Annotated in this window: 20 protein-coding genes; 12 read left to right on the forward strand and 8 right to left on the reverse strand. The window is 52.9% G+C overall.

Annotated elements, in window-relative coordinates; all coding sequences use genetic code 11:
• The 3 genes from HOL66_13860 to HOL66_13870 all read left to right on the forward strand — a co-directional run.
• A partial coding sequence (locus HOL66_13860) for an outer membrane efflux protein (GenBank protein MBT5245318.1) occupies nt 1-145 on the forward strand: 145 nt, incomplete at its 5' end.
• A 96-nt stretch (nt 146-241) separates the two neighbouring features.
• The gene (locus HOL66_13865; protein MBT5245319.1) at nt 242-1,933 is read left to right on the forward strand and encodes an ATP-binding cassette domain-containing protein; all 1,692 of its coding nucleotides are present in this window, start codon (nt 242-244) and stop codon (nt 1,931-1,933) included.
• A gap of 11 nt (nt 1,934-1,944) precedes the next feature.
• Complete coding sequence (locus tag HOL66_13870; GenBank protein ID MBT5245320.1) at nt 1,945-3,237, forward strand: HlyD family type I secretion periplasmic adaptor subunit; 1,293 nt, start codon at nt 1,945-1,947, stop codon at nt 3,235-3,237.
• A 4-nt stretch (nt 3,238-3,241) separates the two neighbouring features.
• Here HOL66_13870 and cysC read toward each other — a convergent pair whose 3' ends face one another.
• The 3 genes from cysC to HOL66_13885 are packed head-to-tail and all read right to left on the reverse strand — an operon-like array spanning nt 3,242 to nt 6,658.
• Nucleotides 3,242-3,877, reverse strand: a complete 636-nt coding sequence (gene cysC / locus HOL66_13875; GenBank protein ID MBT5245321.1) for an adenylyl-sulfate kinase — start codon at nt 3,875-3,877, stop codon at nt 3,242-3,244.
• Between the two features lie 4 nt (nt 3,878-3,881).
• Entirely contained in the window at nt 3,882-4,604 is a 723-nt protein-coding gene (locus HOL66_13880; protein ID MBT5245322.1) for a phosphoadenylyl-sulfate reductase, read from the reverse strand.
• Nucleotides 4,601-6,658: a nitrite/sulfite reductase gene (locus tag HOL66_13885; GenBank protein MBT5245323.1), complete on the reverse strand. Its 2,058-nt coding sequence runs from the start codon at nt 6,656-6,658 to the stop codon at nt 4,601-4,603. Before HOL66_13885 ends, HOL66_13880 begins: the two co-directional genes overlap by 4 nt.
• A 209-nt stretch (nt 6,659-6,867) precedes the next feature.
• Between HOL66_13885 and HOL66_13890 the strand changes: the two genes are divergently transcribed.
• Genes HOL66_13890 through HOL66_13900 form a run of 3 tightly spaced genes read left to right on the forward strand, consistent with a single transcriptional unit; the run spans nt 6,868 to nt 9,659 of the window.
• Nucleotides 6,868-7,785: a DMT family transporter gene (locus HOL66_13890; protein ID MBT5245324.1), complete on the forward strand. Its 918-nt coding sequence runs from the start codon at nt 6,868-6,870 to the stop codon at nt 7,783-7,785.
• Entirely contained in the window at nt 7,782-8,498 is a 717-nt protein-coding gene (locus HOL66_13895) for a glycerophosphoryl diester phosphodiesterase (GenBank protein MBT5245325.1), read from the forward strand. Before HOL66_13890 ends, HOL66_13895 begins: the two co-directional genes overlap by 4 nt.
• Nucleotides 8,499-8,531: 33 nt before the next feature.
• On the forward strand, nt 8,532-9,659 hold the full coding sequence (locus HOL66_13900) for a SpoIIE family protein phosphatase (GenBank protein ID MBT5245326.1): 1,128 nt from the start codon (nt 8,532-8,534) through the stop codon (nt 9,657-9,659).
• Here HOL66_13900 and HOL66_13905 read toward each other — a convergent pair.
• Nucleotides 9,646-10,188, reverse strand: a complete 543-nt coding sequence (locus HOL66_13905) for a methyltransferase (GenBank protein MBT5245327.1) — start codon at nt 10,186-10,188, stop codon at nt 9,646-9,648. The genes HOL66_13900 and HOL66_13905 overlap by 14 nt on opposite strands.
• Nucleotides 10,189-10,339: 151 nt before the next feature.
• Between HOL66_13905 and HOL66_13910 the strand changes: the two genes are divergently transcribed.
• Nucleotides 10,340-11,632, forward strand: a complete 1,293-nt coding sequence (locus tag HOL66_13910; GenBank protein MBT5245328.1) for an MmgE/PrpD family protein — start codon at nt 10,340-10,342, stop codon at nt 11,630-11,632.
• On the opposite strand, the gene HOL66_13915 is transcribed toward HOL66_13910, so the two are convergent.
• Together HOL66_13915 and HOL66_13920 are read right to left on the reverse strand one after the other, a co-directional pair.
• The gene (locus tag HOL66_13915) at nt 11,622-11,993 is read right to left on the reverse strand and encodes an SH3 domain-containing protein (GenBank protein ID MBT5245329.1); all 372 of its coding nucleotides are present in this window, start codon (nt 11,991-11,993) and stop codon (nt 11,622-11,624) included. The two genes, HOL66_13910 and HOL66_13915, sit on opposite strands and share 11 nt — an antisense overlap.
• A gap of 83 nt (nt 11,994-12,076) precedes the next feature.
• Nucleotides 12,077-12,433 (reverse strand): hypothetical protein, encoded by a 357-nt coding sequence (locus tag HOL66_13920; GenBank protein MBT5245330.1) that lies wholly within the window; start codon nt 12,431-12,433, stop codon nt 12,077-12,079.
• 75 nt (nt 12,434-12,508) lie between these two features.
• On the opposite strand from HOL66_13920, the gene mutY reads away from it, so the two are divergent.
• The gene (gene mutY, locus HOL66_13925; GenBank protein ID MBT5245331.1) at nt 12,509-13,552 is read left to right on the forward strand and encodes an A/G-specific adenine glycosylase; all 1,044 of its coding nucleotides are present in this window, start codon (nt 12,509-12,511) and stop codon (nt 13,550-13,552) included.
• On the opposite strand, the gene HOL66_13930 is transcribed toward mutY, so the two are convergent.
• Nucleotides 13,549-14,067 (reverse strand): adenine phosphoribosyltransferase, encoded by a 519-nt coding sequence (locus HOL66_13930; GenBank protein MBT5245332.1) that lies wholly within the window; start codon nt 14,065-14,067, stop codon nt 13,549-13,551. The two genes, mutY and HOL66_13930, sit on opposite strands and share 4 nt — an antisense overlap.
• A 103-nt stretch (nt 14,068-14,170) precedes the next feature.
• On the opposite strand from HOL66_13930, the gene HOL66_13935 reads away from it, so the two are divergent.
• Entirely contained in the window at nt 14,171-15,505 is a 1,335-nt protein-coding gene (locus tag HOL66_13935; protein MBT5245333.1) for an aspartate aminotransferase family protein, read from the forward strand.
• Between the two features lie 65 nt (nt 15,506-15,570).
• Here HOL66_13935 and HOL66_13940 read toward each other — a convergent pair whose 3' ends face one another.
• A complete protein-coding gene (locus HOL66_13940) occupies nt 15,571-15,957 on the reverse strand; it encodes a c-type cytochrome (protein MBT5245334.1) in 387 nt (128 codons plus the stop codon).
• Between the two features lie 267 nt (nt 15,958-16,224).
• Here HOL66_13940 and HOL66_13945 point away from each other — a divergent pair, with 267 nt between their 5' ends.
• The 3 genes from HOL66_13945 to HOL66_13955 form a co-directional block, all read left to right on the forward strand.
• Nucleotides 16,225-17,361 (forward strand): DUF2336 domain-containing protein, encoded by a 1,137-nt coding sequence (locus HOL66_13945; GenBank protein ID MBT5245335.1) that lies wholly within the window; start codon nt 16,225-16,227, stop codon nt 17,359-17,361.
• A gap of 17 nt (nt 17,362-17,378) precedes the next feature.
• Nucleotides 17,379-19,097 (forward strand): tetratricopeptide repeat protein, encoded by a 1,719-nt coding sequence (locus HOL66_13950; protein MBT5245336.1) that lies wholly within the window; start codon nt 17,379-17,381, stop codon nt 19,095-19,097.
• 9 nt (nt 19,098-19,106) lie between these two features.
• Nucleotides 19,107-19,830: tetratricopeptide repeat protein (locus HOL66_13955; protein ID MBT5245337.1), on the forward strand; the 724-nt coding region annotated here is incomplete at its 3' end.

A 19,830-nucleotide genomic window follows, 5' to 3' on the forward strand; every position in this document is an offset into this window, starting at 1 on the left:
GTCCCTGCTTGACGTGCTCAGTGGCGAGACGGCGCTGATCAATTCCAGCTCTGACGCCGCTTCAGCCGAAATCGACATCGCCATCGCCGTCTTCACCCTGCTCGACGCCATGGGTGAGCTGGATGAAGATGCGCTGACGCGCTAGGCAGCACCCTTTTTTCCATTTCCATATTTTATTTCAGAAGCGGCCAAAGATTGGCTACCATGCGTTTGATGTTATTTATCAGGATGTTGCCGCTCTATGAATGAATTGTTTCGCCGTTTGAAACTGAAGCCCGGCCTGAGCTTAGAAATTGCTCTGGCATCCTTGTTCGCCAACATTCTTGCTTTGGCGACGACACTTTTTGTTATCCAGGTGCTAAATCGTTATGTCGCCCACGGCATTGATGCGACCCTGACGACCCTGTTCACCGGGGTTCTTCTGGCGATCATTCTTGAATATGCTTTCAGGCGGCTGCGCATGCGGCTGGCCCGGGCGGTCAGTGCAGGACCGGATCAGGCGATTGCCAGTGCCGGTTTCAATGTTTTGCTAAAGGTCAGGGCAGGGGCCCTTGAGCGGATTCCGCAAGGTCAGCGCCAGCAAATTATGAGCGCCAGTTCCTCCATTGAAAAGGCTTTCGGGTCAGGCAATATTGGCGCTGTTTTCGATGTCCCTTTCGCCTTTTTGTTTGTCGGGGTTCTTTTTTTCATCAACCCGTTTCTATCGGGTATTGTCGGCTTTTTTGCGGTTGCGGTCTTTATTTACGGCACCCTTAGTGCGGCGCGCTTGCAAAAGGACACCCGCCAGTTGTTGTCTGCATCGGGCAACAGCAACGCCTTGATCAGGAGTGCGACCGCCGAAATCGATACGGTGCGGGCTTTTAACGCATCATCTTTTCTGGGCAAATTATGGCAACAGCAGCTTGAAAGCGTGCAGGGATTGCGCCGCGCAATGGAAACCCGCCAGGGCGGCACCCAGATCATCGTTCAGACGGCAACCGCCCTGATGAGTGTCCTGATCGTTACGGCTGGCGCGACCATGGTTGTTGCGGGTGACCTCAACGTCGGGGCAATGATTGGTGCAAATATTCTGGGTGCTCGCGCCCTTATGCCGATATCGCGGTTTGCCCAATTGGGCGCGACGTTTGCTGAAGCCCGCGAAAGCCTGTCCATTTTAAGAGAATTCGCAAAATTGCCACTGGAATCCGATAGCGGTTCCATTAAAACCAAATATTTGGGTGGCCTGGAATTCAAAGATGTCGCCTTTGTCTTTCCCGGTGGTGCGACACCCCTGTTCGAATCCCTTTCTCTGTCGCTTAAGCCGGGCGCCATTCTGGTTATTAGTGGTTCAAACGGTTCAGGAAAAACCACTCTTTCCCGTCTTATCACCGGCATTATAGAACCCGTACGCGGACAAATTCTGGTCGACGGACTGGATTTAAGACAAGCCTCGCCCGAATGGTGGCGCAAACAGATTGTTTATTTGCCCCAGGAACCGACCCTGCTAAATACGTCGATCCGCGAAAACCTGATGACCGTTAATCCTGAGGCCAGCGCCGAGCACCTGGCCAAGGCGATCACTGCCGCCGGACTTGTGAACTATCTGGATGAAAGCCCCAAGGGTCTTGAAACCGAGATCACCGATAACGGCCGCAATCTTTCCCTTGGCATTCGTCGCAGGCTGGCGCTTGCCCGCGCCCTGCTGACCGATGGCATGTTGGTGATTTTTGATGAGCCGACCGAAGGCCTCGATACTGAAGGCGTCAGTTGCGTTTATGCAGCGATGAAGGATCTGGCCAAACGCGGACGGACGATCATCGTCGTCTCCCATGATCCGAAAATCGTCAAGGGAGCGCAAGTTGCCATTGATTTGAATGTCAAACCGGTCCCGCGGGTTACCGAACGGCCACGTCCTGTTGAAACAGTGGCCAAGAAGGAGGATTTGTCATCATGAGTATGGATGCCATGGCAAACCCGGATTCGGTCAAGGACAGTGAAGCCGGACGCGACACCCATTTGTTACTTGGGCTTTGCGTCGCCAGTTGTCTGGGGTTTTATATCTGGGCATCGGAAACCACCCTGGACATCGTTTCGCTGGCCAGTGGTGAGGTGATCCCGTCGTCACAAGTAAAAATCGTTCAGCACCTGGAAGGCGGCATTGTCAGGGAAATTTCCATCTCTGAAGGCGAGCAGGTGAAACAGGGACAGAAACTGATTGTTCTGGAACACACACAAAGTGGCGCCGATGTCGGTGAAATCAAGGTTCGCCTGTTGTCACTCAGGGCCGAAATTTCCCGCCTTGAAGCCGAGGTCAGCGGTGCCGAAAAGCCGACCTTCGATGCTGACCTGATGGTCGATAACCCGCGCATGGTCAAGCAAACCCTGGTCCGCTTTAACAGTCGTAAAAAATCACAGCAAAACCGCATTGCCTCTCAACATCAGGCCATTGCTCAACGCTCGCAGGAAATCAACGAGATCAGCGCCAGGCTCAGAAACCAGCAAAACAGTCTGAAGTTGATGGAAGAACAGATCGCCATCAGCAATGAACTGCTAAAGGAAGATTTGACAAATCGCTACAATCATCTGGACCTGCTTAAAGAGGCCAGCAACATCAAGGGTCGCCGGGAAGAAGACAGCGCCGCCCTGCAACGGGCCAAGTCTGCATTGAAGGAAGCCGAGTCCAATATGGACGGCATTCACACAGCTTTCTTGGAAGAAGCGGGCAAGGAGCTGGAATCGGCAAGGCTGAGCTTTAATGAGCTAAGCCAGCGTGAACAGAAATTTGAAGATAATCTGGCGCGTACGGTTTTACGTTCCCCGGTTGACGGGGTTATCAAGACCCTTCATGTGACAACGGTCGGCGGCGTTCTTAAACCGGGGCAAACTGTTGTTGATGTTGTCCCGGTCGATGATCGCCTGATCATCGAAGCCCGCCTTCCGACTCAGGACATCGGCTATGTTCAGTCCGGTCAGGCGGTGCTGATCAAATTGACCTCGGCGGACGCCATGCGCTTCGGGGGACTTGATGGCACTGTTACCACCGTCAGCCCCGATACGTTGATCACCGAAGATGGCCAGCCTTATTACAAAGTTCGGATCGAAACGGTGAGTGATCGTTTCCAACATGGCGCCCTGCAATACAGATTGTTCCCTGGTATGCAGGTGATTGCCAGCATTCACACTGGCGAGCGAACGGTGCTTGAATATATGGCCGATCCGTTTCTCAATAATATGAGCGGCGCCATGGGCGAGCGATAGAACTTCAAGCAGCGCTGTCTACGACCTGCTTTTCGGCGAAATTTTCTTCTATGTAATCTAGTAGCACGTCGAGCCCCGCCTGCACGGATAGTTGAGATGTGTTGATCGTCAATGCCGGATTTTCCGGTTCCTCGTAAGGCGCCGAAATGCCGGTAAATTCCGGAATTTCCCCGCGCCGCGCTTTTTTGTACAGGCCCTTCGGATCACGCTTTTCGCAAGTGTCCAGGTCGGCTTCGATGAAAATCTCGTGAAATTGATCCTCACCGGCAGACCTTGCCAGTTCCCGATCCTCCCTGTAGGGCGAGATGAATGCCGTGATGACAATAACGCCGGCATCGGCGAACAAAGCAGCTACCTCGCCAATCCGGCGAATGTTTTCGGCCCTGTCGTCAGGCGAGAAACCCAGATCGGCGTTAAGACCGCCGCGAACATTATCGCCGTCAAGCACATAAACCTGATAGCCGTCGTAATGGAGTGCCTGCTCCAGTTCCATGGCAAGGGTGCTTTTGCCCGATCCGGAAAGTCCAGTCAGCCAGAGAACGCCTCCGCGATGGCCATTTTTGCGCCATCTGCTGCCCACCGCCACCCGATGCTCGACAGCGTGAATATTCGTCGATGTTATGATTTTTTCTTGGGACATTAATCTATTCCTGAGTTGGGTTGTGTATTCCGCATTCCGTTTTAACGGAACCGGCCCAGCGACCGGCCCGGATGTTGCCACCACAAGTGGTTTTTTCTGTACAGGGTGCGCATCCCAGTGACAGGTAATTAGCAAACGTCAGGGGGTGACGCGGAAGGCCACGTTGAATGAAGGCAACGTCGATCTGATCTCCGGACCAAGCGGCCAGGGGGTTATGCTTAATGCGCCCATCGGCTGGTTCGAGGGACGGCAAGAGAGTTCTGGCCTCGCCATGGTAGCGCTTACGTCCGGTAATCCAGGCGTCGAAACCCTGCAACGCCATCTGATGTGGACCGACCTTTCGCAAAAAACAGCAGGCATCGTGATCGCGCTCATGTAAACGACTGTGCGGATCCAATTCGTTGATCTGGGCATTTGTCGGGCCGACTTTTCGGATATCCGTCAGCCCCAGCCTTTTCTGCAGTAATTCCTTGTATGCCAGGGTTTCGGGGAAATGCATTCCGGTATCAATGAAGATGATAGGCGTCGCCGGATCGATTCTGGCCACCATATCGAGCAAAACGGCCGATTCGGTGCCAAAGGAAGATGATACTGCGATGCGTCCCGGAAAGAGTTGCCTGATCATGATGTCGAGTTGTTCCTCGGCATCAAGCGGGAGAAACCTTTCGATCAATTCCTGGGTCCGGAAAAATCCTTCCTCTGCGGCCTTTGCTGCCAGGTTGTTCATGCCGGGGCCTTCATTGGTTGATCTTCCGGGATCAGGGTTTCGGCAAGATCACCGGCGATGATGAGCCAGTTTCTTACGGCTTTCTGCCAGGTGTGGGGTGCCTCGCCTTGTTGAGCATTGGCAAGCGCCACAAAAAACCCGTCAAGGGCGGATACAGCCAGTGGATTACCGCCGAAGCGGCGCATGAAATCAGCCCGCAACACGGCAATATCCATATTCTTGTGCTCAATCCCGGCAATCAACAACACGCGTTTGAGAGCAAAAGCCCCCGCGTCGCGGGCGGCATCAATGGCTGCCGTCCTGTTGTTCACGGCCAGATGACGGGAAATATCCAGAGAGGCAGTTTCGGCAAGATCGGAAAGATATTCACCGACGACGGCTGCAGCGGCGCATTCGCCAGTCGCCGTAAGTGGTGGGAAGAACGTCTCGTCGCTGCCAACATCGAGAAGCAGTGAAGGGTCCTGCGTGTTGTAGCCACCGGCGGTAAATTCCTGAAGAAGGGTCTCCAGACCTTCGATGCCAATTTTTTCCACCCATTGACGGACACTCTGGCTTTCATTCCGGTTTTTGGAATACGCGCCAATCAGTTTCTTCAGCGCCGCCCGCGCCAAGCGGGCCGGAACGACGGGACCGGCAAGACCGAATGCCTGCGCCTGAGAGGCATCACCCCCAATATGGAACTGGTAATGCGGGGCGCTCTTGCCATTGATCTTTTTCGCCAACGCGTGCAGACCAAAATCACCTATGTGGTGTTGGCCGCAGGAGTTATGGCATCCTGAAATGCGAATTGTGGTTTCTGGGGTTTCGCCAAATCCGTCCTTGTCTTTGAGGATTTCACCTGCCAGAGCATTGGAATTGGTGATGCCGATGGTGCAGGTGCTGGTTCCGGGGCAGGAAACCAGATTGGACAGAATATTCCCTCTCACACCTGCCTCTAAACCAAGTCCCTTGGTCCGCGCGAGAAAGGCCGCCCGATTTTCCTCGGGCAGGCCAACGACCAGGAAGTTCTGATCGCGGGTCAGTCTGAATTCAACGGCTGCCAGTTCTTCGGCAATATTGGTTAATGCCACAAGGCGGTTGGAATCGATCATGCCAAGGGGCGGCCTGACGACAATGGCGATCCGCCCGTCATGCTGGGCAATGACACCATCGTGAAGTGATGGCGGCGAGCCTTCGGCGCTCGGATCGCGCCACGATATATTCTCGCTTTGGCCGCCGTTCAGGGCTTTGATAGCGGCGAACTGCTCTTTGAAAAGGGCAACGAAACCTTCCTCGCCGTACCTGTCGACAAGGAATTTGATGCGGGAAACGTTTTTGTTTTCCCTGTTGGAGTGAGCGTGGTGCAGCCTGGCAAATGCTTCCTGAACGGCGGATAAATCTTCAGGCTCGACGAACTCCTCTACGACAACGGCAGTATGGGGCCTGTTGCCAAGGCCGCCGCCGGCGACAACCTTGAACCCCTGCCGATCGTTCCTGCTCGTTGCGATGAAACCAAGATCATCGATCGCGCTGGCGCCGCAATCGTGGGCGCAACCCGAAACCGTTGTTTTGAACTTCCGCGGCATATGTTGAACCAGGGGATGACGGATCCAGTTGGTCGAAAGAATTTCCGCGACCTTACCGGCATCGGTCCTCTCATGAGGGCAAATTCCGGCCAGAGGGCAGGCGACCACATTCCTGAATGTATTGCCCGAGGCCTCCCGCGTGGTGATGTCGCCACGGTACAGGGCCTCAAGAAAAGTTGGCGTTGCGTGTAATTTGAGAAAATAAAACTGCAAATCCTGGCGTGTGGTCAAGTGGATGTCCGAGCCGCAATGCGCCTCGTTTGCCGCCGCCGCCGTCCGGGCCTGGGCGAAACTCAACCGGCCGCCGGGTATTTTGGAGCGGATCATGTAGGATTGAGCCTGACGCTGAGCATAAATTCCAAAGCGAAGGCGAAAGGTTTTCCATCGATCCTCGCTCCAGCGACCGCTGGCATAGTTGTCGAGGCCGTCCCGGTAATCGGATAAATCACCAAGAAAAACAAGGGGTAAGGGAGACTGAATCATGCTCATTTTTTAATCACACTTATTAAAAGTGAATAATTTAGTAAATACAATATAAAATAGGATTAAAATTAGAGTCAACAAATTTTTAATGTTAATTATTTTTAATATACTATTTTAAATCGTAAATAACATTTTTCGAGTTCCTGCAACTCAACGTAGCGGACGCCTCGCCTGCATGTTAGGTTTTGCTCCGACTTCTTCTCAGGACGACCACTATGACTGCCTCCACCTCTTCACACCCCCTCGATACGCGTCAGGGCATCCTCTGGATGCTCAGCGCGATGATGATGTTTACGGGTACCAATGCCTTGGCAAAATTGCTGATGGGGCACTATCCGGTCATGCAGGTCGTCTGGGCGCGTTATTTTTTCCAATTCCTTTTGTTGATTATTTTTATTGGTCCCCGGCTGCGGCGGGTGATGGTGACCAGCAAACTTAAAATTCAACTGCTGCGTTCGCTTTTATTACTTGGCACATCGGTGATGTTCTTCTTTGGCCTGTCCCAGTTAGCGCTCGCAGATATTTCAGCGATCATGTTTGTCGCCCCGATTTTGGTCACAGCGCTTTCCATGCCGGTGCTGGGCGAGCACGTCGGGCTTCGGCGCTGGGCCGGTATCGTCGTTGGCTTCATGGGCGCCCTGATTATTATTCGTCCGGGTTTCGGGGGCATGCAAACTGCCGCACTTTTCCCCCTTGGGGCAGCTTGTCTGTACGCGCTTTATCAAATTTCGACGCGCTTTATTGGCCGCACCGATGACGCCATGACAACGCTGCTCTACACGGCATCTTCGGGAATGCTGATCACAACCGCCCTGGTCGGCTTTTACTGGCAAACGCCAGAGGCGATAGGTTGGCTGATGATGGCGGGAATGGGTGTGACATCCAATCTTGGTCATTTTTCGATGATTAAAGCCTATCAGGCGGCCCCGGTAGCGACGGTCGCACCGTTTACATATGTCAATTTGCTGTGGGCGACGATGTTCGGCTTTATCCTGTTTTCCGATTTACCCGACCTGTGGACCGTATCGGGGGCGCTGGTTATTGTCGCTAGCGGGCTCTACATCTTCCATCGTGAAAACCAGCGCGGAGGTAAGGATAAGCAGGTAGAACCGCCTATGGAGAGTCCAACGTGAACACGCCTTTTGTCATTGGCCACCGTGGCGCTTGCGGCGATGCCCCCGAAAACACCCTGGCATCCATCCGCATGGCAGCCGAAAAAGGGGCTCTATGGGTCGAATTCGACAGCAAGTTAAGCGCTGATAATCAGGTGATCCTATTCCATGACGACAACCTGTTGCGGACAACCGGAACGGACGCCCTGGTCGCTGATATGGATTGGCGGGACTTACAGAACCTTGACGCCGGAAGCCGTTTTTCAGATCAGTTCGCAGGTGAGAAAATTCCGCTTTTCTCAAAGGCCCTTGAACTGCTGGAGGAACTGGGTTTGGGCGCTGTTATCGAAATCAAATCATCCAAAGGCCGGGAGGAGGAAACCGCTCGTTTGAGCGCGCAAATGATTAAAAGTCAGTGGCCAGCCGTGCTGCCGACACCGATCATATCGAGTTTTAGTGAACAATCTTTAGAGGTTGTTCGCGACTGTGTGGTTGATATTCCGCGCGCTCTGAATGTCTGGAAAACTCTTGAGGGATGGCAAAGTAAATTGCGGTCTTTGGATTGTGCCGCCTTGCATTGCCGCCATGAACTTCTTGACGAAACGTCAGCCGCCGCCATTATCAATGCTGGATATGACCTGCGCGCCTTTACGCTCAACGATCCGGAACGGGCCCGGGTTCTTTCCAACTGGGGAGTGAACGGGATTTTCACAGACTTCCCGGATCGTTTTTAATCTGCCTCGGCCCTTTGATTGGGAGAATCTCGTATGCCCAGGACCCTCGTCATAGACGATGATCCCCAACTGCAAGTCCTGATTGGAGCTGGCGTAAGCGATGAGTACTGCTTTGCCCATTCCGATGATGAAGCCCTTGAGGTTCTGAGCCGCGACCAAGATATCGACATTGCCGTCGTTGCCATTGATGGCGATAACATTGGCGGCATGGGACTTTTTCGCCGCTTGAAAGGTGAGCGTTTGCGGATCCCGCGCATTGCCCTGACCACAGGCAGTGATCTGGGGGTTATCCGCCGCGCCATGAACGAAGGGGCTGTCGATTTTTTAACCAAGCCGGTTTCCATGGACGATCTGCAAGCCACCATTGACAAGGTCTACATGGATTGCGAGGCGAGACGAAAAGCCTGGCGTACGGAATCCGAACTGGCGGCGATCCGGCGGGAAATTGACGTTGCCGGGGATCTTCAACAGCGAATCCTGCCCAGTGATTTTCCCACGCGAGATGATTTTGATGTTTTCGCCAGAACCACACCAGCCCAGGATATTGGCGGTGACTTTTATGATTTTTTTGAATTGGGCCAGGATAAACTGGCCCTGATCGTCGCCGATGTTTCAGGCAAAGGGGTGCCGGCTGCGTTTTTTATGGCTGTCGCCCGAACCCTGATCAGGGCAACCGCCGCGACCCAACCTGAACCGGGCGCGTGTCTGCAACAAGTCAATAAACTGCTCTATCAACACAATATTCCGGGCATGTTCGTTTCTGTTTTTTACGGCATTCTCGACACCAAAAACTGGACGATGAGCTATGCCAACGGCGGCCATCTTCCGCCTTACCTGATTCCCGGCGATGGCGGCGACATCGTTCCTTTAAGCGGTGGTGACGGTGTTGTGCTTGGCGTTCAGGATGAAATCCCGTATGAGCAAGAGACGATCAGCATTGATCCCGGGGCGGCTATTTTTTTCTATACGGACGGTGTCACAGAAGCCTTTGACATCAACCGCAACCAGTTTTCCGACCAGCGCCTGATTGATTACCTGCTGGAAAACAGGTCGCTATCGGCTCACGCCATCAGTGATAACGTTTTCGCCTTTATCAATATGTTTACCGGCGACGCGCCGCAGTCAGACGACATAACGTCTCTCGTCATCAAACGGTTTTAGGCGGAACCCGGTAGACATAGACCTGGGGACAGAAAGAATCTTCAAGACGATGAATCGTCTCAGGTATCCAGCCCGGAATTTCAAAGGTATTGCTGAGCACCAGGGTGCCCGGTTCTAGTTCGGATTCCATCTTAGGCCGCAGTTTATCAAGACATTCCGAATGCAGATAACAAACGACAAGCGAGACGTCGTTAAATTTGTCTTTGAAGAAATTACGTCTGTGAATGGTCAGGTTTTTGCGTCGCGTTAATTTATCGCGAAGCAGCATGAACAGCCACGGTACTGGTGATAGCTCAAAGGCAATGATTTCAAGTTCGGGAAGGGCGGTCGCCATGGGGAAAGCCAGGGTTCCCCAACCGGCGCCCAGTTCGCAGACATTTCCGGTCAGGTTTTCAGGCAGGTTTTCAAGAATGCAGGCCCGCGACGGTGACGAGCTGGGAATTGGCGAAATACCGGTAACACCGCAATAAATCAACGATATCAGGACGCCAAGCAGGCTCGCACCAAGAATGCTGTATTCGAAAAACACGTAAACGTTCGCCAATTCTTGTTTTTTGTTATTTGAAGCGAACGTTTCCCAAATGGGCAACGAATCGATTTCAAGTCTCGTCCTTAGTGCCACTGCCGTGATAATTATACAAGTGTGCTGTTGGCGAATATTTTGATGATTGAGACAAACCATGAGCCTGACCAGAGAGCTTGTCCGCCTGATCCGGGGTAAAGAGATCAATCAGAGCGATCTTGACGCGGCGGCCCTGTTTACCCTGGACGCTGTCGCCAATGCCCTGGCGGGAAGGCGAACCGAACCCGGGAAAAAATTGCTGGCACTGAACGAAAGACTGAACGCATCGGCTGATCCGGGACGGATGGCGCTGTTGCAGGGGGGCTTGACCCATATTCTCGAAATGGACGACCTGCATCGCGCTTCGGTTGTTCATCCTGGTTGTGTTGTTGTCCCGGCGGTTTTCGCCCTGGCAGATGAAACCGGTGTTGCGGGCCTAGAGTTTCTGCGCGCCGTCCTGCAGGGGTTCGAGGCGACATGCCGGGTCGGTATGGCCGTTGGTCAGGAGCACTACCGGATTTGGCATTCGACGGCGACATGCGGACCGTTCGGCTCGGCCATGGCGGCGTCCTGTTTAATGGGACTTGATGAAGACGCCTGCGTCGATGCGCTTGGCAATGCCGGAACCCAGGCCGCGGGTTTGTGGCAGTTTCTCGATACCGGGGCTATGAGCAAGCATTTGCACGCCGGACGCGGGGCGGAGGCCGGGGTTGTTGCCGCGGAACTGGCGGCCCTTGGGTTTTCCGGGCCACCGCAAATTCTGGAAGGTCAGCGCGGGCTGTTCGCCGCTGCCTGTCCCGATGCCGATCCTGCAGCGCTTCTTGCCGGGCCTGAGCAACCGTGGCAACTGCACGAAACCTCAATCAAGCCATGGCCGTGTTGCCGCCATACCCATCCGGCGATTGACGCCGCGCTCGAACTTTCCGGCCAAATTGATCCGGCCCTGATCGAGACGATTGTTGTCGAGACATATCAGGCGGCCCTGGATATTTGCGACAGGCCCGCGCCGGACAGTGTTTACGAGGCCAAGTTTTCGCTACAGCACTGTGTCGTGGCAGCCTTGAACATAGGGCGGCTTGATTTTGGGGTTTTTGAGAAGCAACCCCGTACCGATCTGGCTGATTGCAGGGACAGAGTTTCACTAAGGGCCAGCGAACCTTACGTTTCGGCCTATCCCAAGGACTGGGGTGCGGCGGTTTCCCTGACCATGGCCGACGGCACCCACTTGTCAGCCGTTCGCAGCCATTGCAAAGGTGATCCGGAAGATTGTCTGTCAGTCGATGAAATGCGGGACAAAGCCCGGATGTTGTTTGAATTTGGTGATGTCGGTGAACCGGAACACCTGACCCGCGCCATTCTCGCCATGGCAAATGGCGGCCCGCCGCCGGTGTTGCCAATTCTTACTGCTTAACAACAGTTTCGGGAATGACGTAGCCGATTTTGCCGCCGAAGCGCTGAATCTGATACCAGACCTTCTTGCCAACGGTTGTTTTGCCGATAATGCTTAACTTGGTGCCGACCTTAAGGACGCCAACCGTTCTGGAGCTTAAGACGGGGTTTTCATAGATGTCTGTGGCCGTGATAACACGCACCCGCGCTTTCATTTTAGAGTTGACCATCGTCGCATCGAAGTTGGTCTTGCTGATGAAGATGCCATTCCTGCCGCCCAGCATCGTCGTGCCGGTGGACAATTCAATCATCATCTCGATCACGAACAGGCCGATGGCCATCGCTATAAACAGTCTTAAGGCCGGTGATTTTTTCTTAGCCATTTGTTCTCGCGTCCACTTTTAAAACCCAATCAACCTTATCGGCATGATCTTAACACGACTTTAAAAGACCGCGCCTATCAGGTTTATTTGGTCTTTGCCTTTTTGGATTTGGTCTTTTTCTTTGTGTCCTTGCCGGTCACGGCCTTGATGACCCGTTTGACAAAGCCTGGTTTTTTTACCGGTTTCTTCTTTTTCTTTTTCGGTTTTTCCGGCTCATCATTGTCGATGTTGGGATTGTTGTAGGTCAGAATGATGCGGAAATCGCCTTCGGTGTTGACGGCGTAATAGGCGATCTTGGCGAGCTTTTTGTTCCACTTGCAGCGCTGGATGGCGTCGGCCTCGGCTTCGGCCTTATTGGTGACCGAGTCAGAGTATTCGACCTGACCCTGTTTGAGGCTCTGTCCGACCCTGCAAAGATAAATTTCCGTCGTATCGCCCATTTTCACTTTCCCCCAAGCGTTCTCTATGGGCCATTATTAGTGAAAATGGTATGACGCTTCAATGAATGCATTTTTATGAGACAGTCTTCAAAATTAATAACCAGCTTGCTTGACTGGTACCGGGACAACAGGCGTGATTTGCCGTGGCGGACCGAGAACCCGGATCCATACCGGGTCTGGCTGTCCGAAATCATGTTGCAGCAAACGACGGTGGTGGTCGTCAGGTCATATTTTGAAACCTTTATCCGGCGCTGGCCGACATTGGACAAATTGGCGGCGGCGGACCTGGATGATGTCCTTCACGCTTGGCAGGGACTTGGATACTACGCCCGGGCGCGCAATTTACATCGTTGCGCACAGGTTCTGGTCACAGATTTTGGCGGTCGCTTCCCCGAGGGTGAAAAACAACTGTTACGCCTGCCAGGCATCGGCACCTACACCGCCGCCGCCATCTCCGCCATTGCTTTCGACCGACCCAGCGCCCCGGTCGATGGAAATATCGCCCGGGTGATTGCGCGCCTGATGAAACTGGAAACGCCTTTGCCCGGTTTGCGTCGCGATGTTGGCAAGGCTCTTCCGCCCTTGATACCGGCACAAAAACCCGGCGACATGGTGCAGGCATTAATGGATCTGGGCTCGACCATCTGTAAGCCCGGAAAGCCGCTTTGTGATCAGTGCCCGTGGCGTGGTTCATGCGCCGCTCTGAAAGCTGGTGTGGTTGACCGGATACCGATTAAAGCGATCAAAAAGCCGAAGCCCGTACGGCATGGGGTGGTTTTCTGGATCAAGGATGACGAGGGCCGGGTTCTGCTGCGCCGTCGGGCCGAAAAAGGCTTGCTTGGCGGGATGATGGAAATCCCGTCCAGCGACTGGCGTGATAGGAAATCGACCGTGAAGGAGGCGATTAAGGAAGCCCCGGTGATCGCGGATTGGACAAGGGTGCCCGGCACCGTCCGCCATACGTTCACCCACTTCCATTTACACTTGATCGTGCTCTCAACGCATACGCACCAGAGGAAAACCAATTCGGGGGTCTGGAGCAGCCCTGATCAGTTCTCGAAGCACGCCCTGCCAAGTGTAATGAAGAAAGTCATCAGGCATGTCGGCGACGTTTGCTAATCGCTGTAGCTGGCTAGTGTATCGAAGGGAACGCCGTCGAGCTTTTCCCGCCCGTTAAGAAAATCAAGCTCCAGAATACAGGCGCTGCCAACGACTTCGGCTCCGACTTTCCTAAACAGGGTGATCGAGGCGGCAAGGGTGCCGCCGGTGGCCAGGATATCGTCCAGGATAACAACCCGTTGTCCGGGCTCAATAGCGTCGTCCTGAATTTGAATGGTGTCGGTGCCATACTCCAGTTCATATTCATGGGAAATGGTTTGGCCCGGTAACTTACCCGGTTTGCGAACCATGATGAAACCGCATCCCAGTTTCAGCGCCAATGGGGCAGCGACAAGAAAGCCCCGGGATTCAATTCCGGCGAGAACATCGGGCTGGTAACGACGAATGATTGTCGCCAGTCGCCCCATGGCGACCTGCCATGCGTCGGGATGGGCGAGCAGGGTTGAAATGTCATAGAACAAAATGCCCGGCTTGGGGAAATCGGGGATTGAGCGAATATGGTCTTTGATGTCCATGGATTTAATGGTCTCTCTGATTTCTAAAAAATTACAATTGTACCTGATCCCAGTGTAGCGCTATCGTCGCAGCATAAATAGACAAGCCATCAGAGGCAATAACATGAGCCGTATTTTCCAACGCCGTATCAAATCCAAAATGCCGGTAGCGGTTGCAGGTGAAGGCGTCTATCTGATTGATTCAGAAGGCAAACGCTACATTGACGCATCGGGCGGTGCTGCCGTGTCATGCCTTGGCCATGGTGATGATCAGGTCATTGCCGCAATCCAGCAACAGGCCGGGTCGCTGGCTTTCGCCCACACCGGTTTTTTCACCTCTGCCCCGGCAGAAGAACTGGCGGAAAAACTGATCAGAAAAGCACCGGCAGGGATCAACTGGGTTTATTTTGTTTCCGGAGGCTCCGAAGCCATTGAAGCGGCCATCAAGATGGCCCGTCAGTATGTCACCCTGATCGATCAGCCGCAGCGTCGCCATATTATCGCACGTCATCAAAGCTATCATGGCAACACCCTGGGCGCGTTGTCCGTTGGTGGTCACCTTAATCGCCGCGCTCCTTATCAGCCTTTACTGCTGGATACCCATCACATTTCGCCCTGTTATCCTTACCGGGGCAAAAATGATGGTGAGAGTGATGTTGATTATGGCTTGAGAGTAGCCGGCGAACTGGAGCAGAAAATTCTTGAACTGGGCCCGGACACGGTCTGCGCTTTTATTGCTGAAACGGTGGTCGGGGCAACGCTGGGGGCAGCCTGTGCCGTCGAAGGGTATTTCAAACGCATTCGCGAAATTTGTGATCAATACGGCGTCTTGCTTATTCTTGATGAAGTGATGTGCGGCATGGGGCGGACGGGCAGCTTGTATGCCTGCGAACAAGAAGGGGTGTCGCCGGACCTGCTCTGTATGGCCAAGGGACTTGGGGCGGGCTATCAGCCGATCGGAGCGGCCATGGTATCGGATAAACTGTTTGCCGCTTTTCGCGATGGCCCGGGATTTTTCCAGCACGGCCACACTTACATGGGGCACCCGACCGCGTGTGCGGCGGCCCTGGCGGTGCAACAGGTTATCGAGGAGCGCAATCTGCTGGAGGCGGTAAACACACAAGGTGAGGTTCTGGCCGACGCCCTGGTTGAGCGATTTGGTAATCAGTCCTATGTCGGCGATATTCGCGGTCGTGGTTTGTTTCGTGGTATTGAACTGGTCAGGGACCGGGCGACGAAAGAACCCTTTGATCCGGATTTGAAACTGGCGGCACGGATCAAGGCCGAGGCTTTCGCGCGCGGGCTTGTTTGTTACCCGGACGGGGGAACCGCTGACGGGGTTCGTGGCGACCACATTCTGCTGGCGCCGCCGTTCATTATCAATAATTCTGAAATTGACGAAGTCGTCGATAAATTGGGACAGGCCATTGATAGCGCGCTTGCCCAGGCCGGGGCGTAATCATAAGAGATAAAAAAAAACCCCGCCTTGAACAAGGCGGGGTTTTTATTTGCTCTAAAGGTCCCTTAATGGGATTTCAAATACGCGATCAAATTCTCGCGATCTTTTTCCTTTTTGATTTTGACCTTCATGGCCGTCTTCGTCGGAAGACCTTTTTCCTTCAGGAAATCCTTCTGGTTTTCAATCCAATCGGAAATATTATCATCGTCCCATTTGAAATCAGCACCCTTCAGGGCTTTATATTTTTTAAAGCTGGTCGTGCCGGCCTTTCTGCCCATAATACCAGCCAGCGACGGGCCAATTTTATGTTTGCCTTTATCGACAGAGTGGCAAGCTTTGCATTTCTTAAAAACCTTCTCACCCTTCTTCGCATCGCCATCAGCAAAAGCCGCGCTGCTGGCTAGCGCCATTACTGTTGCCAGGCCGAAGGCAAGGAATTTACCCTTAATCATTATTCACATCTCCCAAGTTCTTGATGGTCGTAGAAATTTATAAATGAGCGGCTATTATTACAATATCGGCAGCCCACATGGCAACTTTTTCGCCAACCCGTTGATTTTTAATTTAATTTTTAGGGTTAATGTCGCTTTATGGTCCTTGTTTAAGAATGGCAATGAACCAAAGGGATGCCTATACTCTTAATAAATCAGGATACTGACGGGGCTGATTCTGCTTAAATGTATCTGCCCTTAAAGTTTATTTATAAACTGGATTTGCGAATGTCGAGCAAGAACCTAACGGAAGAAGATGTCGCCAAACTGTTGAGCGATACCTCAGGTGATGCCCGGGCTGAGACGGCAGCGAAAATCGCCCATGATTTTAGTTCAGGTGACCTGAGTGATCACGAGCGGAAAATGGCGCAGGATATTTTCCGCATTATGGTTAAAGACGCCGAAGTCCGCGTCCGTGAAGCCTTATCCCTGAATTTGAAGGAAAATCCCGATCTTCCCCATGATGTCGCCATCAGCCTTGCCAAGGACGTGGATTCGGTCTCTTTGCCGGTGTTGCAGTTTTCAGAAGTGCTGTCCGATGAAGACCTGATCGAAATCGTTCGCTCGCAGGGTCCGGCCAAGCAGGTTGCCATTGCGCAGCGCGGAAACGTCTCGGAATCTGTTTCATCGGCTCTGGTTCGCACCGAAAATGCGGAAGTGGTCACCAGTCTGGTGGCTAATGACGGCGCCGAAATTTCTACAGGCGATCTACAGCGGGTGGTCGAAGATTTTTCAGACAACGAAAATATCAAGGATGCCCTGGTGTTCAGGCCGAAATTGCCGGTTACGGTTGCCGAGCGTTTGCTGACCACAGTGTCCGAGAAAATGAAAGAGGAATTGGCCAAGCGCCATGAAATTGGTGACGATCTTGCCACCGACCTGATTTTGCAAAGCCGGGAACGGGCGGTGATTGGCCTGTCAGCAGAAGGTGATGAAACGGACCTGGAAAAGCTGATTGCTCAATTGCATGAAAATGACCGTCTGACTCCATCGATCATGCTGCGCGCCCTGTGCATGGGTGATATTGATTTCTTTGAATTCGCTCTGTCCGAAAAGATCGGCATCTCGCTGGTCAATGTCCGGGTCGTCATCCATGATTCAGGGCCGCTTGGGCTGAAAGCGGCTTTCAAACGGGCCGGAATGCCGGATAGTTATTTTCCGGCCGCCCGTGCCGCCATAGATGTTGCCAGTGAGGTTGAATATGATGGCGGGGAAAATGACCGGGAACGTTATTCCCGGCGCATGATCGAACGGATTTTAACCCAGTACGGAGATCTGGGCGTCGAGTTTGAATCCGAGGACCTGGAATATCTGTTGAAGAAAATGGGCGATCTTCCGGCTGACACTCTCAATAAAGCCGCATAAGTTCGAGTAATACAGCAATGAACAGAAAGTCTCTTCGTCGGCAAAAAAGCCTGGCGGGAAAAAAGAATCGTGGCAAAAGATCGGCGGACCAGGACCTGCAGCAATTGTTGCAGGAAGCCTTTAACAGCCATCAGGCCGGGCGACTTGAAGAAGCCGAGGTCGGCTATCGGAAAATCCTGCAAGCAGACCCGCGCCATGCCGACGCCAACCATTTTCTTGGCCTGATCGCCCATCATTTTGAACATTTCGAGGCGGCTGTGGAGCTGATCTCCACGGCCATCAAAGAAAATCCCGGGGTTGCCGCCTTTCATTTTAACCTGGGCCTAGCCCTGCAACGCCAGGAAATGTGGGACAAGGCAAGTGAAGCCTTTCGTCAGGCCCTGAAAATCAACCCTGACCGTGGCGAGGCGCTTTCAAATCTGGGTCAATCCCTGCATAAACTCGACAGGTTGGACGAGGCCATAACCTGTTTCCACAAATCCCTCGTCATTCAGCCCGATCACATCATTGCGTTGAATAATTTGGGTTTGTGCTTACAGGATAAGCGGCAACTAGGTGACGCCGTCAAGACCTTCAGGAAAGCCATCGAAATCAACCCCGGCTTCCACGAAGCCCACAATAATTTGGGTAATGTGATGGAAGAACAAGGCCATATGGAGGAGGCCCACGCTTCCTTCCGACGCGCCATCAAGATCAAACCGGATTTTGTTGAGGCCTATCGCCATTTGATCACATCGCAGAAAAACACTGAATACAGTCAGGAAATGAAAGCGATGGAGAATTTGCTCGAGCGGCCAAATCTGCCGGAAACGGAAAAAATGCATCTCAGTTTCGGGCTCGCCAAGGCTTACGAGGATTTGAAAGACTACGAAAAATCTTTCGACTTCGTTTTGGAAGGCAACCGTTTGAAACGCTTGTCTTATGATTATGCAACGCAACTTAACGAGACTTATTTCAGCCATCTAAAAGAGACGTTCGACACAGCTTTTTTTGATCTTCGAAAAGAGTGGGGTTGTCAGGACGAGACTCCGATTTTTATTGTCGGAATGCCACGCTCCGGAACCTCTCTGGTTGAGCAAATCCTGGCCAGCCATCCGCTTGTCGTCGGTGCTGGCGAATTGATGGACCTGTCAACGGTTTGTCATCGTCATGAAAAGGTCAAATCCAGGGTGTTTCCTGGTTCGGTTCTTGATCAGGATATGGAAGAATTTTCCAGTATGGGAGCGGATTATGTCGAAAAACTGCGCATCCATTCATCCTCGGCACGGTATGTTACCGATAAATTACCCGGTAACTTTCCGCTGATCGGTATGATCAAGGCGATTCTCCCGACGGCACGGGTCATTCACTGTCGTCGCGACCCCGTTGATACCTGTTTATCGATTTTCAAAAATTACTTTCTTGGTGAACATCCTTACGCCTATGAAATGACAGAATTGGGGGCTTACCATAAATTATATAGGGATTTGATGGCGCACTGGCATGGTGTTCTGCCGGGCTTTGTTCATGATGTTGACTATGAAAAGCTGGTCACTGATCCTGAAAATCAGATACGCAGCTTGTTGGATGCCTGCGGCTTGCCCTTTGATGAAGCCTGCCTGTCATTTTATAAAACCGAACGACCGGTGAGAACGGTCAGTGTCGTTCAGGTCAGGCAACCCATGTATAAGGATTCTGTACAGGCATGGAAACGCTATGAAACCCAATTGCAGCCGCTGATAGCGGCCCTGAAGTAGGTTAGATCAGTGAACAGAGCGCAAAAACGTCAACAACAGAAAATGGCTCGAAAAAAGGCCGGAAAAAAAGGCGCCGGGGCCCAGCCTGACATGCCGCAGGAATTTCTCGACGACATTATTCACAATGGAGTTCAGGCGCATCGTGCCGGCAAGCTGAGTGAGGCGGAAGCCCTGTACCGGCAGGTTCTCGACATTCAGCCAGATCACGGCGAGGCCAATCATTTGCTGGGCTTGATCGCTTTCCAGATTGGCCGTAACGATCAAGCCATACAATTGATCAAGAAAGCCATTCGCACCAACCCTGATAAGGCCGCCTTTCATGCCAATTTGGGCCCCGCCTTGCAAAAAAAAGGGCGGCTTGATGATGCCGTCGCCAGTTGCGTCAGGGCCATCGAGCTAGAACCCGATTACGCTGAAGCGCACGCTAACCTTGGCAGTGCGTTTCATGCCCGGGGAAATCTGGATGAAGCCGTCGCCAGCTACCGCAGGGCAATAGCCATCGACCCGGATTTTGCTGAAGCCCACAATAACCTTGGCAACACGCTTAAGGATTTAGGCCGGTTTGAAGAAGCCCTGGTTTGTTACCGTCACGCCCTGAACATTAATCCGGGTGATGTGGAGGCCCACTACAATGTTGGCTTCGCCTTGCAGGAACAGGGTCAATTTGAAGACGCCATGGCCAGCTATCGCCAGGCTGTGAAGATCAATCCGGATTTTGCCATGGCCCACTACA

It is taken from the genome of Rhodospirillaceae bacterium, from assembly GCA_018662005.1.
Lineage (GTDB): Bacteria > Pseudomonadota > Alphaproteobacteria > Rhodospirillales > JABHCV01 > JACNJU01.